The organism is Nocardia sp. CA-084685, from assembly GCF_050955785.1.
GTDB lineage: Bacteria > Actinomycetota > Actinomycetes > Mycobacteriales > Mycobacteriaceae > Nocardia.
Window position 1 is genome coordinate 7032326 of record NZ_CP192094.1, and the last position, 14358, is coordinate 7046683.

The window sequence follows — 14358 nt, forward strand, 5'->3', positions numbered from 1 at the left end:
GAGTTCGCGGATGGTGCTGCCCACGAGTCCGCCCGCCAGCACGTCCAAGCCCTTTTCGGCATCCGCGCCCAGGTTCTCCATCAGCAGGATCGCCTCGGCTACCAGGGCGTAGGTGCCGCCGACGACAAGCTGGTTGGCGGCCTTGACCGCTCAGTTGCGACGATCGGCTCAGTGATTGCGACCCAGTTGGCGGAGGCCGCCGGAGGTCGGACCCCTACACCAGCTCCGGCAACGCGCGCAGCTGGATCACGATGTCGGCCAATTCGACCGACCGCAGCGATCCGCACCGACCAAGTGCCTCCCTCATCTCGGGGTCCTCGCCCCGGACGAGCTAACCTTCGGCAGCGAGTTGCCCACAGGCGGCGGCGATTTCCTGGCCCCGCGTATCGCGCACCGTACACGGAACGCCCTGGGCGTTGACGCGCCGAACGAATTCCTGCTCAACGGGTTTCGGGCTGGCATCCCACTTGCTGCCCGGCGTCGGGTTCAGTGGGATGACATTGACGTGCACCCGGGAGCCAAGGGCCTTGTGCAGCTTGGCGCCGAGCATATCCGCGCGCCACGGCTGGTCATTGATATCGCGGATCAGCGCATATTCGATGGACACCCGACGGCCGCTCTTGTCGGCGTAGTAGCGAGCGGCATCGAGCACCTCGGCGACGGCCCAGCGGTTGTTCACCGGCACCAGGGTGTCACGCAGTTCGTCATCGGGCGTGTGCAGCGACACCGCGAGAGTGACCGAGAGGTCCTCGTCGGCGAGCTTGCGAATGGCCGGAGCCAAGCCGACGGTGGACACGACCACGTTGCGTTGAGAAATACCGAAGCCATCGGGCGCGGGTGAAGTAATGCGGCGAACCGCGGCGACCACCCGCTTGTAGTTGGCCAGCGGCTCGCCCATACCCATGAAGACGATATTGGACAGGCGGCCCGGACCGCCCGACACCTCGCCATCGCGCATGGCCGCGGCCGCGGCACGGACCTGGTCGACAATTTCCGCCGTAGAAAGGTTGCGGTTGAGGCCGCCCTGGCCGGTGGCGCAGAACGGGCACGCCATACCGCAGCCTGCCTGGCTGGAAATACACAGCGTGGCGCGGTCCGGATAGCGCATCAGCACGCTCTCGAGTAGGGTGCCATCGCCGGCGCGCCACAGGGTCTTTCGTGTCTCGCCGCCATCGCACGCGACATGCTTGACCACCGACATCAGCGGCGGAAACAGCGCCGCGCCGATCTTTTCGCGCACCGCGGCGGGCAGGTCGGTCATCTGCTCCGGATCGGCTTGCAGACGGCCGTAATACTGGCGCGCGATCTGATCGGCACGGAACTTCGGCAGACCGAGTTCCTCGACCGCGACCTTGCGCCCGTCGGCATCGAGGTCGGCGAGGTGCCGCGGCGGCATGCCACGGCGCGGAGCATCGAAGACGAGGGGCAGCGAAACGGTCATAGTCCTTCCAGTGTCCCATCCTGGGTGTGCGGACCGGACCGAAGGTGACGATCACGACGCCCGACGCGACGAAGGTCACGTCCGATCGACTCGGTGAGCGGCCTCGTGCATCGACATAACGACATACCGGTCACCGCGTAGAAATGCGTGCACCAGCGATAGCGATCGGTAATGATCGAAGTATGACCAGTCACGCCGAGTCGTCCGAGCCGGAGCGCACCGAAGATGTCGCACCTGCGTCGACCGGGCGTGAGACGGTCGAGCCGACCGACCGTCGGACGGTGGAGCCGACCGGTCGCAAGTCGCTGGGAAAGAGCCGGACCGGTGACACCTGGGTCGCCCTGGTCGCCGCGACGCTGATCGGGATCGTGCTGCTGATCTTCATCCTGCAGAACCTCGAACAACAACGGGTGGATCTGTTCTTCTGGAGCTTCTCCCTACCGGTCGGCATCCTGGTGCTGCTGTCGGTGATCGCGGGCGCGCTGGTGATGGCACTGGTCGGCGGGGTGCGGATCATTCAGCTGCGGCGGGCGGCCAAGCGATAGTACGCGGTTCGCCCGCACCACCCATTCGTCGATTCCGCGGGATCCGCGGATTCAGCTCGAGAATGGACGCTGACTCAGATCAAAGTGGACAGCACCAACCAGGACACGAAGGCCGACGGCAGCATCGAATCGAGGCGGTCCATGATGCCGCCGTGGCCGGGCAGCAAAGTGCCCATATCCTTGATGCCCAATTCCCGCTTGACCTGGGATTCGATCAGATCACCCACGGTCGCGACCAATACCAGGCCGACGCCGAGTACCACGCCGATCATCGAATTGGCTTCCAACAGCAGGGTGACCGTGAGCAGGCCGCCGATCACGCTGAACACCAGCGAACCGCAGAAGCCCTCCCAGGACTTCTTCGGACTGATCGCGGGCACCATCGGATGCCTCCCGAACAGCACACCCGCGACGTAGCCGCCGACATCGGAGCAGACCACCAGAATCATGAAGGTCAGCACCCGCAGATTGCCGTCGGGCTCGAGCAGCAGCAGCGTCGCGAACGACGCGAGCAGCGGGATCCAGGCCAGGGTGAAGATCGTGATCGCGGTGTCGCGCAAGAAGTTTCGCGGCGCCGTCTGCAAGCCGTGATCGAAAAGACGCCACACCATACAGATCAGCGTGGTCGCGGCGAAGGCGCCCGCCACACCGCTGGCACCCCACGGCCAGCCGAGCCAGAACACCGCTTGACCACCAACGATGAGCGGAATCCGCGGGACCAGGACATCCGCCTCCCGCAGCCGCTTGGCGACCTCCCAGGTGGCCACACCGACTCCCGCGGCCGCGACGCCGATGAATACCTTCGGTACGAACAGCAGAATCGCGATGAGCGACAGACCGAGGCCGAAGCCGACGGCCAAAGCGGCGGGCAGATTGCGGCCGGCGCGCGAGGCGGGGGCTGGTGGTTCCGCCGAGTTCTCTTGTTGGACGGCGGGATTCACTGAGGCGGTCGAATATTCGGAGATCGCGGATGTGTCGCTTTCGGAGCCGGGCGTCGCCGGTTCCCAGGTCGAGGGGCCATCGGTGGCGGTTTCTGGAGTCGCGGGGCTGTTGGCCGCGGATCCGGGTGTCGCGGGGCTGTTAGCCGCGGATCCGGGTGTCGCGGAGCTGTTAGCCGCGGATCCGGGTGTCGCGGAGCTGTTAGCCGCGGATCCGGGTGTCGCGGAGCTGTTAGCCGCGGATCCGGGTGTCGCGGAGCTGTTAGCCGCGGATCCGGGTGTCGCGGAGCTGTTAGCCGCGGATCCGGGTGTCGCGGAGCTGTTAGCCGCGGATCCGGGTGTCGCGGGCCCATCGGCAGCGGATCCAGAAGTGGCAGACCCATCGGCCGCACGCCCAAGGGCGGCGGGCCCATCGCCCGCACGCCCAGGGGTCGCAGGCCCATCGGCAGCGGATCCAGAAGTCGCAGGCCCACCGGCCGCACGCCCAAGGGCCGCGGGCTCGTCGACCGCACGCCCAGGTGTCGTAGGCCCACCGGCCGCACGCCCAGGGGTCGCGGGCCCATCGGCCGCACGTCCAGGTGTCACAGGCCCAACGGCCGCGAGGCCGGGAGTCGTCGGTCCCGAGGGTACGGCAGTCGCGTCTCCCGGAGTCGCGGGCCGACCGGTCGAGGCCACAGGCGTCGAGGATCCCCAGCGCTCAGCCTCGGACGACGCGGAGTCGGTACGCACGGGTTCGGGAGGTGCGGCTTCGGGAATCGCGGCGTCGACCGCGCGCCCGTCCGTCGCATCAACTGTGCCGTTGCCCGGCCTCGGCTCCTCGGCCGCACCGGTCGCGGCGGCGTTCTCGGCCACGATTGTCCCGTCGCTCAACTCGTCGTTCCGTTCGTCCCCCGCCCGGGCGGGCCCGCAAGATCCGGCCTCGGACCTCAGACCTCGAGCAGTTCAGCTTCCTTGTGCTTGACCAGTTCATCGACCTGGCCGACATATTTCGCGGTGGTCTTGTCGAGCTCCTTTTCGGCGCGCCCGACCTCGTCCTCACCCGCCTCGCCATCCTTCTGGATCCGCGACAGTTCGTCCATGGCCTTGCGGCGGACATTTCGAATCGAGACCTTGGCGTCCTCGCCCTTGCCCTTGGCCTGCTTGGCCAGTTCACGGCGGCGCTCCTCGGTGAGCTGCGGGACCGAGATCCGAATGATGTCACCGTTGTTGGTCGGGTTGACACCGAGATCGGAATTGCGGATCGCGGTTTCGATCGCGCCGAGCGTCGACTGCTCGTACGGCTTGATCACCACCATCCGCGGCTCGGGCACGGAAATGCTGGACACCTGGGTAATCGGGGTCGGCGAACCGTAGTAGTCGATGACAATCCGTTGGAACATCCCCGGATTCGCCCGACCGGTACGGATGGAACCGAGGTCGTCCTTCGCCACCGAGACGGCCTTCTCCATCTTCTCCTCGGCGTCGAAGAGCGCTTCTTCAATCACGACCGTTTCCTCCACAGCGTCGTCATCGTCATGATCCGCGGGCGCGGGGTCAGGACCGAACCAATGTGCCGATCTTCTCACCGGCGACCGCACGGGCGATATTGCCCTTCGTCAACAAATTGAACACCAGCATGGGCATCTGGTTGTCCATACACAGGCTGAAGGCCGTCGCGTCGGCGACCTTCAGGTCACGCTCGATGACCTCTTTATGCGTGATTTCGGTGTACATGGTCGCGCTCTCGTCGACCCGGGGGTCCGCGGTGAAGACCCCGTCGACGGCCTTGGCCATCAGCACTACATCGGCGTCGATCTCCAGTGCGCGCTGGGCGGCGGTGGTGTCGGTGGAGAAGTAGGGCATGCCCATGCCCGCGCCGAAGATGACAACGCGGCCCTTTTCCAAATGCCGCTTGGCGCGCAGCGGCAGATAAGGTTCGGCCACCTGGCCCATGGTGATCGCGGTCTGCACACGGGTGTCGACGCCCTGCTGTTGCAGAAAGTCTTGCAGCGCAAGGCTGTTCATCACGGTGCCGAGCATGCCCATATAGTCCGAACGGGCGCGTTCCATACCGCGCTCCTCGAGTTCGGCGCCGCGGAAGAAGTTACCGCCGCCGATCACCACGGCCACCTGAACACCGCTGGAGACCACCTCGGCGATCTGCTCGGCGACCGTCTGCACCACATCGGGGTCGAGCCCGACCTTGCCGCCGCCGAACATCTCCCCACCCAATTTGAGGAGCACCCGGCGATATCCTGGGCGGTCCGTCCCGGGGTCGGTCATGGGTGTTCGTCTCCTTCGGCGATAGATTTCGGTCTGTCGACACAGCACGTGGGCCGGATGGCAACGCGGAAGCTCAATACGGAGCGCCCTTATCCTGCCCTACTCGGATTCGATGTGGGTAGAAGACCCCCTCGGACGCAACGAACTCGCCCGGTCAGGCTGAGAAATTGCGGATGAACGGATAACGTCCGGACAGCCGAAACCCCCCGTACACCGTATCCGGAGCACGAGGGGTTCACGGGCGTTATCAGGCCTGGCCGACCTCGAAGCGGGCGAAGCGGGTCACGGTGACACCGGCCTCGTCCAGCAGCGCCTTGACGGTCTTCTTCGAATCGGTGACCGACGCCTGCTCCAGCAGAACGACATCCTTGAAGAAGCCGTTGACGCGGCCCTCGGTGATCTTCGGCAACGCGGCCTCGGGCTTACCCTCTTCCTTGGCGGTCTGCTCGGCGATGCGGCGCTCGTTCTCCACCACGTCGGCCGGTACCTCCTCGCGGGTCAGGTACTTGGCCTTGAGCGCGGCGACCTGCATGCCGACCGCACGCGCGGCCTCGGCGGCGGCGTCACCCTCGCCCTGGTACTCGACCAGCACGCCGACGGCCGGCGGCAGATCGGTGGCCCGCTTGTGCAGGTAGACGGCGACGGGGCCGTCGAAGGACGCGACCCGACGCAGCTCGAGCTTCTCGCCGATCTTGGCGGCCAGCGCCTGCAGTACATCGTCGGCGGTCTGGCCGCCCAGGTCCAGCGCCTTGAGGGCGTCGAGGTCGGCCGGCTTGGCGGCCGCGGCGGCGGTCACGATCTTGTCCGCCAGACCCTGGAATTCGGCGTTCTTGGCGACGAAGTCGGTCTCGGAGTTGATCTCGATCAGCACGCCGTCCTTGGCGGCGACGAGACCCTCAGCCGTGGCGCGCTCGGCACGCTTGCCGACATCCTTGGCACCCTTGATGCGCAGCACCTCGACGGCCTTGTCGAAATCGCCGTCGGTCTCGACCAGCGCATTCTTGCAGTCCATCATCCCGGAGCCGGTGAGCTCCCGCAGCCGCTTCACGTCAGCGGCGGTGTATGTCGCCATGGGTGGCGATCCTCCTGTGTGTTGTTTCGGGTGGTAACACCACCTTGCCGACCGCTCCTGTTCAGGAGAGGTCGGCAAGGTGAACAGACGCTCGGCGATGATGGCGATGGGCTGGAGGCGGTGGCCTGCGTAACCACGCAGGCCACCGCCGCCATCGCCATCAAGCACTGCGACGATCAGGCGTCGGCCGGGGTGGCGGGGGCCTCGGCGGCAGCCTCGGCCTCGCTCGCGGCGGGGGCGGCCTGCGCGAGCAGCTCCTGCTCCCACTCGGCGAGCGGCTCGCCCGCACCGGCTTCCGGCTTCTCGTCACCGGAGGAGATACCGGCCCGCGCCTGCACACCCTCGGCCACCGCGGAGGCGACGACCTTGGTCAGCAGAGCGGCGGAACGGATCGCGTCGTCGTTACCCGGGATCGGGTAGTCGACCAGATCGGGATCGCAGTTGGTGTCCAGGATCGCGATGACCGGGATGTTCAGCTTGCGCGCCTCGCCGACGGCGATGTGCTCCTTGTTGGTGTCGACGACCCAGATGGCCGAGGGCACCTTGGCCATATCGCGGATACCGCCGAGGGTGCGCTCCAGCTTGTTCATCTCACGCGTGAGCATGAGGATTTCCTTCTTGGTGCGACCCTCGAAGCCACCGGTCTGCTCCATCGCCTCGAGTTCCTTGAGGCGCTGCAGGCGCTTGTGCACGGTGGAGAAGTTGGTGAGCATGCCACCCAGCCAACGCTGGTTGACGTAGGGCATTCCGACGCGAGTCGCCTCGGCCGCGATCGACTCCTGGGCCTGCTTCTTGGTGCCGACGAAGAGGACGGTGCCACCGTGGGCGACGGTCTCCTTGACGAACTCGTAGGCCTTGTCGATGTAGGTCAGCGTCTGCTGCAGGTCGATGATGTAGATGCCGTTGCGGTCGGTGAAGATGAACCGCTTCATCTTCGGGTTCCAGCGCCGGGTCTGGTGTCCGAAGTGTGCGCCGCTGTCGAGCAGCTGCTTCATTGTTACGACAGCCATGGTGGGCGTATCTCTCTTTCGTTGCCGGTTGCCGCGGCGAATCGGTGATCCGCCGCCCTGGCGCCTCCGAATCATCGGACCCGATCGCGAGGATCAGGACCAGCCGATGATTCCCTGCTCCGCATGCACTGCCGAGTCACGAAGTCGAGCTCCGGTTCGAACAGCGCCGTTACGAACAAGCACGGGGTGGCGCGCGAAGTCGGTCCGTGCATGCACAGACCGCTCGACCAGTCTACGGGCTGAGGGGTCAGTTTCTAAATCGCCCTGTCATGGATCGAAACGAGTCATCTCCACAACCGAGCAAATTGTCCACACTCGCCGAAGCCGGGGCCCGCGGGCGCCGTGCGCGGCCGACGCTTGAAGCATGAATCGCATAGCAATCTCGATAACCATGCTCATCCCACCGCTGTTCCTGCTGTCACTGCTTCTGGCGCAGCCGGTTTCGGCAGCACCATCGAACGGCGCTGCTACTGCGGTGCTGCCTTGGGGTTCTCTGGCAACCGCTGGGCTTGATGGCGGTTTCCTGGGAATGGAGGTCGTGATCGGGGACCGCACGGGTTCGGCATGTCCGGCGGGTGGCGGACTGGCTCGGGTGCCGGATCCGCTTCGGGTTGCGCCGCTCGTTGTGAATGTCGCGCCTAGCGTGCTGGGTTCGAGAATCACGCCGGGTCCAGCCCGGGTGGATATCGCGCCCGGTGCGCTTGGCGTAAATGTCACGCCTGACTCGCAGCCGGTAAACGTCGCGCCGGATGCAGCCCGGGGCAACATCGCACCCGACGTACTCCGCGCGGACCGCACACCCGACATGCTCGATGTGGGTAGTGCATTCGACATGCGTTCGGCAGGCGGGGCGCAGACGCAGATCTTCGACGACGGTGCAACGCCGCTCACCATCGATATCGCGCGTGGGGGCGGTACCGGGTCGGCGAGTTCCTTGCCGCGGGTTCTCTGCGATCTGCTGTCGCGGCTGCTGAGTTCGGTTGAGCAGGCTCCGCTCCCGCTGACGCGCTGATCTCGGATGAATCGCCTCGGCAGGGTCGGGGGTATCTATCATCGGCGACTGATTTCGATCGTCCTCGGGATCATCGCTCTGCTCGGACTCGTTGCGGAGCAGTCTGTTTCGGCTGCTCCACACGAAGAGTTCGGCTGGCCGATGCAACCGCGACCTGCGGTCGAGCGGCAATTCGACAGACCGGCGCAGGACTGGCTACCCGGGCATCGCGGGGTCGATCTGGCAGGTGCACCTGGGCAGGCGGTTTTCGCGGCCGGTGCGGGAATCGTGGTCTTCGCGGGAAGGGTCGCGGGCAAACCAGTTGTGTCGATCGACCACCCCGGCGGTCTTCGAACGACATACGAGCCGGTACAAGCCGAGGTCTCGGTGGGCCTACGAGTTGCACGTGGAGCGCGAATCGGCACCTTGGAGGCAGGACACGAAGGTTGCGGGGCGGCGGCGTGCCTGCATTGGGGTGCGAGACGAGACGAGAGTGGGCACAGCCGCCGTGCGTACATCGATCCACTGGGACTACTGCACTCCACTCCCCTGCGACTCAAGCCGGTGACTTGACTTCCGCCCCCGCACTCGAGGAACCGCTTCCGCCCCAGCGGGAGATCTCCACGCTACGGACATCTGATCCACCCGGCCGAGTAGCAGGTTCGGCGGGCACACTTCCGTCGTGGCGGCTCCCGGACGAGGATCGGGTTATGGGATATGCGCTCGGAGATCCGCCGTTCACCTATACCGAGGTCGGCGCGACGAAGGAGGTGCTTCCTGCGGGCTATCACCGGTTTCGGCTGCGCCGCCGCATCGGATCCGGGCGGGCGCTGTTCGAGCGCGCGGGTGCGGAGATCCTGACGTATCGAATGCAGAAGGGCACCGGCATCTTTCGGGAGGCAGACACGCCGACCGCGGAGCCGGGGACGCGGCTGACGGTGCGGTTGGGCCTTGGACCGGTCGGTATCACGGCACCGTGCCGGGTCGTGTACGTCCTCGACGAACCCGACCGGCGCGGCTTTGCCTACGGCACGCTGCCCGGACATCCGGAGATCGGCGAGGAACTATTCGCTGTCGAATACGACCCGACCGATGATGCCGTCTATGGCCTGGTGACGGCCTTCTCCCGGCCCGGGGCCTGGTACGTCCGGCTCGGCGGACCCGTGGTACGAGCCATTCAGCGGATCATCGCCGGAAAGTACATCGATACGCTCCCGATCTCCGCCTGAGGATCCGCAAACGACCGGCTCAGGACAGCGGATTCCATTGCAGCATGACCGAATTCGCCGCACGCAATTCCACTGCGCACCTGGCTCAGCGCACCGCGGCATGCCGATGCGCGAGATCCACGCCAGGCAGCGCGATTTGCCTGGATGGGGCGGGCAGCACGGAAGCGGAGCGACGATGAATCACTCGGCCGCCATCCAGGCGTCGCGTTCCAACCCCCGCATGTGCAAGAGCGTGCGGCGTCGGGTACCGCGTGCGGCGATGAACGCTCAGCCACCACCCGGACATCACCCCCCCAAATCCACACACGCACAACAGCATTCGGTCACAGGTACCGCCTGCGACGACAAACGCTCAGCCACCACCCAAGCGTCACGCTCCATCCCCGCATGCACAACAGCGTTCGGCGTCAGATACCGCATACGACGACGCGCTCAGCCACCATCCAGACGTCACCCCCCAATCCCCACACGCACAACAACCTTCGACGTCAGATACCGCATACGACGACGCGCTCAGCCACCACCCAGACGTCACCCCCCAATCCCCACACGCACAACAACCTTCGACGTCAGATACCGCATACGACGATCAATTGCTCAGGCGCCACCCAAGCCTCACTCCCTATGTCGGCACGCTCGAGAGGGCCTCGTCGGGTACTAGAGCTGTGCCTCGAGTGCGGCAGCTTCGGCGCGCAACAGGTCGCCGTGATCGGAGCGTCCGAGAGTGTCGTATTCGGCGGCGGCTTGCTGGCGGTCGGCGATTTCGGCACGGACGATCTGTTCGATATCGGCCTCAGTGAGATCGCGGCGGCGAGCTTCGGCGGCACCGAGTCCGACCGCGCTGGTCTCGATGGCACCGGCCGCGATGTCCGCGGTATCGATGGCTTCGGCGTTATCGATGGCGCCGAGGGCTGAGCGCAGTCCGGAGATCGCGGTGCGGTCGCGGGTCTTCATCGCAGCAGACAGGGCGATGCGGAGGCGCTCGCGCAGAGGTACGGAATTGTCGATGGCATCCGTGGACATGGTCGCCGACCATACGTGCCGGGACCTCGCAGGTCGAGCGGTTTAGTCGATCAGCACACGAAGTCGCGGCACAATCTCACGGGGTGACGATGGCGAAGTTCGGATCCGGCGCGTCGATTACACCGACCAGCACGTTCAGCCCGCTGGGATTCCCGGCAATGGCGATATCGCCCGCGGCGACCAGTGCGCCGAGATTTCCGCCTATCAACAAGGCCCGAATCAGAATCGCCCGCGTCAAGGTGAAAGACGCGTCCGGATCGGGTAAGTCGGCGCCGTCGGGCTTGTCGTAGTGGACCATCAGGCCGTTGCGCAGTTCGAGGCGGTAGGTGCGTTTTTCGTCGGTAACGTGCCAGTCGATCACCACGCGCAGATTCCACGCCTTCGGTCCGTTGATGCGCAGCGCGATCGCATCGAAGATCTGCTCGATGGTCAGCGCCTCGACCATCGTGGGCGCATTCGTCGTCGGCGTGCCGAACGAGCCGTTGCGCAGCTCATATGCTCCGCTGAGGTAGAAGTTGCGCCAGGTGGCGTTCTCCGCGCCATAGCCGAGTTGCTCGAAGGTGTTGGCCTGCAATGTTTTCGCCGCCTCGTTGGCCGGGTCGGCGAAGATGACGTAGTTGACAACCTGCGCGACCCACCGGTAGTCGCCCGCGTCGTAGGCGGTTTGCGCCTTGCGCAGCACCTCCTCGGCACCGCCCATGAATTCCACATGGCGCCGCGCGGATTCGACCGGCGGATGCTCCCACAGATGCGCCGGATTACCGTCGAACCACCCCATGTACCGCTGGTAGATGGCCTTGACATTGTGGCTGACCGAGCCGTAATACCCGTGCGTATGCCACGCATCGGCGATCGCCGGTGGCAGCTCCATCATCTCGGCGATCTCAGCACCCAAATAGCCCTGATTGAGCCTGCGCACCGTCTGATCGTGCAGGTAGCCGTACAGGTCTCGTTGCAGCGAAAGGTATTCCACCAGCCGCTCGGTTCCCCAGGTCGGCCAGTGATGTGAGGCGAAGACCACGTCAGAATTACGGGCGAACAGATTGATCGACTCGGTCAAATATTTGGCCCACACGCGCGGGTCACGCACCAGCGCGCCACGCAGTGTCAGCAGGTTGTGCATTGTGTGCGTCGCGTTTTCGGCCATGCACAGCGCGCGCATATCGGGGAAGTAGAAGTTCATCTCGGCGGGCGCCTCGGTGCCCGGGGTGAGCTGGAAGACGATCCGGATCCCGTCGATCGTTTCTTCCTGACCAGTGCTGGTGATATCCACCGTCGGCGGAATCAAGGTGATCGTGCCGAGCGAGGTGGTCTGTCCGAGACCCGCGCCGACTTGGCCCTTCGGCCCGCGTGGCAGCGCGGCGCCGTACATATAGGCAGATCGACGTCCCATCGCCGTTCCCACATAGATGTTTTCGGCAACCGCGTGTTCGAGGAATCCGGCCGGTGCGAGCACCGGGCAGCGGTCTGCCGCAACGTCGTCGACCGTTGTCACACCCATCGCACCGCCGAAATGGTCGGCGTGCGAATGGGTGTAGATCAATGCGGTCACCGGTCGATCGCCCCGGTGCGCGCGATACAGCGCCAAGCCCGCCGCAGCGGTCTCCGCCGAGATCAGTGGATCGATCACGAGCACGCCGGTGCCGCCCTCGATCAGCGTCATATTCGACAGGTCGAGCCCGCGGATCTGGTAGATACCGGCCGCGACCTCGTACAGCCCCTGCTTGACAACCAGACCGGACTGCCGCCACAGGCTCGGATTGACCGACGCTGGGCAGCTTCCCTGCAGAAACCCGTAGGAGTCGTTGTCCCACACCAACTTTCCATCGGAGGCGCGAACCTCTCCGGGCTCGAGTGCCGCTATGAAGCCGCGGTCCGCATCCGCGAGATCGGCCGTATCAGTGGGCAGTGCGCCACGCGCTCGTTGCTGCTCGGCGACAATGAATTCGCTCGGCTCAGTCGCAGTGCTCATATCCATCCTCCTGTGGTTGTCCGCCGAACATGTCCGGCCCGCAACGCATTAGGGCCGTGGATCCGTAAAACCTATTGCGGCCGCGACGCATGCGACGGCCAGCACCGCCAGCGCTGTCGCGGCAATGGCTCCCCCGCCACGGCCGTAGCGTCCCTGATGCAAGGCGCGATTGCGTGAAAAAGACAGGACAGCAACGACCGCCATGGTGATCGCCGCGCCGGTCGGTGCGAGGGCGACCGCGCGCCACCCCTGCATCGCGGAATGATTGAGGAAAAGCGCCGCGACGACCATCGCGGCAACGGCGGTGCGCCGCCACGCCAATGCGGTGCGTTCGGCGGCCAAACTCCTGGCATTCATCGGAACAACACCACCACGCACGCGAATACCGACACCACGGCGATACCCGCCGACAGAATCGGCACCATGATCGTCTCGGGTAGCGGTTCACCGCTTCGCATGGCCCGACCGACGCGCCGCCAATGCCCGTACGCACCGACCGCGATGATCACGGCGAGCACGATGCAGCTCATCGCGAGCGTGCGGCGCAATCCCGACATCCGCAACGGCTGCACCAGTGTGTGCACCGCGACACCGCCCGCGAGCAGACCGAGCGAGGTGCGCATCCAGGCCAGAAAGGTGCGTTCGTTTGCGAGGGTGAAGCGATAGTCGATCTCGTCTTCCCCGTCCTCGGATTCCTCGGCGGGGTTGGGGAGGGTCATGCCGCCTCGGCTCGGACTGCGCCATGGTCGTCGTCGGAATTCACGGGCACCTCTCCATCGCTGGTCGGTTTCCTGCCGCATACGAACGCTCCGCTACGTCAGGTTAACTACCGGCATGGTCATCGTCCACGAAGATCACTCCTGCGGGTGCAGCGCCCCCGGTCAGACGGGTATGGCGTCGTGAAAGGTCATCGCGAGCCGATCAACAGTGGAGGCCATGAGTGCACGCTTGGGTAATCCGAGGGAGCGCAATTCGTCGGCCCAGGCGTGCTCGCCGAGGGACAGTTCGGCGCCACCGGGCCGCGCGCGCATGCCGGACGGCTCCATCTGCCACGGCGTGCAGCGGGTGATCCCGTCGATATGGGAGTACGCATCGAAGGAGGAGCCGCTGCGGCGCTGGGGAACCGCGAGCCCAGGGCGGATGGCGAGGTCGACGATCAACACTCCGTTCTGACGCAGTACCCCACGTCGCACGCTGCCCTCGTGCTGTGCGCCGAAATCGGCGATTTCCTTCGGGAAACCCCAGATACCTCGGCCCGCGGCCAAGGTGAATTCACCGTCGACGGGAAGGCGATGGATGAAGACACCCGCGCCACCGGTGGAAAGCGCGCGCAGATCACCGAGCGCGCTGGTGTGCCCAGCGGTGTGGTGCCGGACCATGAACGACACACCGAACTCGTTGTACGGCCCGAGGTCGCCGTCGACGTAATCGACGAAAACGAGCGTGCACATCGCGCGACCGCCCGGCAGCCGGAGGATCTGCAGGCCGGAATAGTCGATGAGTCGCTGGGCGGCGGCCGCCGATACCGCGTAGGTCGCCATGAAGGCACGCGCAAGCCGAATCCGCACCGGCATCCGCACTTCCTTGCCCAGCACGGTATGTGTACTCATCGGCCCGACCCCGAGACAGCAGTGCGGCACGCACCGAACCTGTCGACAAATCGTGCGGTGTTCACGAACCCTCCAAACTAGAACTCGTGTCAGAATAGCTGTCATTTCGTCATTGCTACAGCACTTACTGCCATGAGAACGCGTTTCACAATTTCACCGGGCCCACGGGAGAGCCGCATCGAGTTCGCACACCACTGGTGGGCTGCGTACACCCGCACAGCGAGGTGCGGCCGCAGCAAGCGGAGGAGCGACTTCAGCCGATCGC

General features: G+C 65.4%; 15 protein-coding genes and 1 pseudogene. 4 read left to right on the forward strand and 12 right to left on the reverse strand.

Features of this window, described 5'->3' with window-relative positions:
• Nucleotides 1–15: 15 nt before the first annotated feature.
• A pseudogene (locus ACQP2U_RS31235) lies at nucleotides 16–138 on the reverse strand (2-hydroxy-3-oxopropionate reductase); the annotation flags it as partial.
• A 193-nt stretch (nucleotides 139–331) separates the two neighbouring features.
• On the reverse strand, nucleotides 332–1441 hold the full coding sequence (gene rlmN, locus ACQP2U_RS31240; RefSeq protein WP_397032282.1) for a 23S rRNA (adenine(2503)-C(2))-methyltransferase RlmN: 1110 nt from the start codon (nucleotides 1439–1441) through the stop codon (nucleotides 332–334).
• Nucleotides 1442–1623: 182 nt separating this feature from the next.
• Between rlmN and ACQP2U_RS31245 the strand changes: the two genes are divergently transcribed.
• The gene (locus ACQP2U_RS31245) at nucleotides 1624–1986 is read left to right on the forward strand and encodes a LapA family protein (protein WP_433710741.1); all 363 of its coding nucleotides are present in this window, start codon (nucleotides 1624–1626) and stop codon (nucleotides 1984–1986) included.
• Nucleotides 1987–2060: 74 nt separating this feature from the next.
• Here ACQP2U_RS31245 and ACQP2U_RS31250 read toward each other — a convergent pair whose 3' ends face one another.
• The 5 genes from ACQP2U_RS31250 to rpsB form a co-directional block, all read right to left on the reverse strand.
• A complete protein-coding gene (locus ACQP2U_RS31250) occupies nucleotides 2061–2927 on the reverse strand; it encodes a phosphatidate cytidylyltransferase (RefSeq protein ID WP_397032285.1) in 867 nt (288 codons plus the stop codon).
• 923 nt (nucleotides 2928–3850) lie between these two features.
• The gene (frr, locus tag ACQP2U_RS31255) at nucleotides 3851–4408 is read right to left on the reverse strand and encodes a ribosome recycling factor (RefSeq protein WP_397032287.1); all 558 of its coding nucleotides are present in this window, start codon (nucleotides 4406–4408) and stop codon (nucleotides 3851–3853) included.
• A 49-nt stretch (nucleotides 4409–4457) separates the two neighbouring features.
• Nucleotides 4458–5186 (reverse strand): UMP kinase, encoded by a 729-nt coding sequence (gene pyrH, locus ACQP2U_RS31260; protein ID WP_364341682.1) that lies wholly within the window; start codon nucleotides 5184–5186, stop codon nucleotides 4458–4460.
• A 247-nt stretch (nucleotides 5187–5433) separates the two neighbouring features.
• Nucleotides 5434–6258: a translation elongation factor Ts gene (tsf, locus tag ACQP2U_RS31265; RefSeq protein WP_433710742.1), complete on the reverse strand. Its 825-nt coding sequence runs from the start codon at nucleotides 6256–6258 to the stop codon at nucleotides 5434–5436.
• A 176-nt stretch (nucleotides 6259–6434) separates the two neighbouring features.
• Nucleotides 6435–7268, reverse strand: a complete 834-nt coding sequence (gene rpsB / locus ACQP2U_RS31270; protein ID WP_364341686.1) for a 30S ribosomal protein S2 — start codon at nucleotides 7266–7268, stop codon at nucleotides 6435–6437.
• Nucleotides 7269–7632: 364 nt separating this feature from the next.
• On the opposite strand from rpsB, the gene ACQP2U_RS31275 reads away from it, so the two are divergent.
• From ACQP2U_RS31275 to ACQP2U_RS31285, 3 genes are all read left to right on the forward strand, one after another.
• Nucleotides 7633–8280 carry a hypothetical protein gene (locus ACQP2U_RS31275; RefSeq protein WP_433710743.1) on the forward strand — a complete coding sequence of 216 codons (648 nt, stop codon included), beginning with the start codon at nucleotides 7633–7635 and terminating at the stop codon, nucleotides 8278–8280.
• A gap of 6 nt (nucleotides 8281–8286) precedes the next feature.
• A complete protein-coding gene (locus tag ACQP2U_RS31280; RefSeq protein WP_433710744.1) occupies nucleotides 8287–8832 on the forward strand; it encodes a M23 family metallopeptidase in 546 nt (181 codons plus the stop codon).
• A gap of 137 nt (nucleotides 8833–8969) precedes the next feature.
• Nucleotides 8970–9488, forward strand: coding sequence for a DUF1990 family protein (locus ACQP2U_RS31285; RefSeq protein WP_433710745.1), 519 nt, complete (start codon nucleotides 8970–8972; stop codon nucleotides 9486–9488).
• A gap of 657 nt (nucleotides 9489–10145) precedes the next feature.
• On the opposite strand, the gene ACQP2U_RS31290 is transcribed toward ACQP2U_RS31285, so the two are convergent.
• From ACQP2U_RS31290 to ACQP2U_RS31310, 5 genes are all read right to left on the reverse strand, one after another.
• Nucleotides 10146–10511, reverse strand: a complete 366-nt coding sequence (locus tag ACQP2U_RS31290) for a hypothetical protein (protein ID WP_433710746.1) — start codon at nucleotides 10509–10511, stop codon at nucleotides 10146–10148.
• A 76-nt stretch (nucleotides 10512–10587) separates the two neighbouring features.
• Nucleotides 10588–12483 carry an alkyl/aryl-sulfatase gene (locus tag ACQP2U_RS31295; RefSeq protein ID WP_433710747.1) on the reverse strand — a complete coding sequence of 632 codons (1896 nt, stop codon included), beginning with the start codon at nucleotides 12481–12483 and terminating at the stop codon, nucleotides 10588–10590.
• Nucleotides 12484–12531: 48 nt separating this feature from the next.
• Nucleotides 12532–12840 carry a DUF202 domain-containing protein gene (locus ACQP2U_RS31300; RefSeq protein ID WP_433710748.1) on the reverse strand — a complete coding sequence of 103 codons (309 nt, stop codon included), beginning with the start codon at nucleotides 12838–12840 and terminating at the stop codon, nucleotides 12532–12534.
• Complete coding sequence (locus ACQP2U_RS31305) at nucleotides 12837–13202, reverse strand: YidH family protein (RefSeq protein ID WP_433710749.1); 366 nt, start codon at nucleotides 13200–13202, stop codon at nucleotides 12837–12839. The genes ACQP2U_RS31300 and ACQP2U_RS31305 overlap by 4 nt, the downstream gene beginning before the upstream one ends.
• A 162-nt stretch (nucleotides 13203–13364) precedes the next feature.
• A complete protein-coding gene (locus ACQP2U_RS31310) occupies nucleotides 13365–14093 on the reverse strand; it encodes an acetoacetate decarboxylase family protein (protein ID WP_433710750.1) in 729 nt (242 codons plus the stop codon).
• Nucleotides 14094–14358 lie beyond the last annotated feature (265 nt).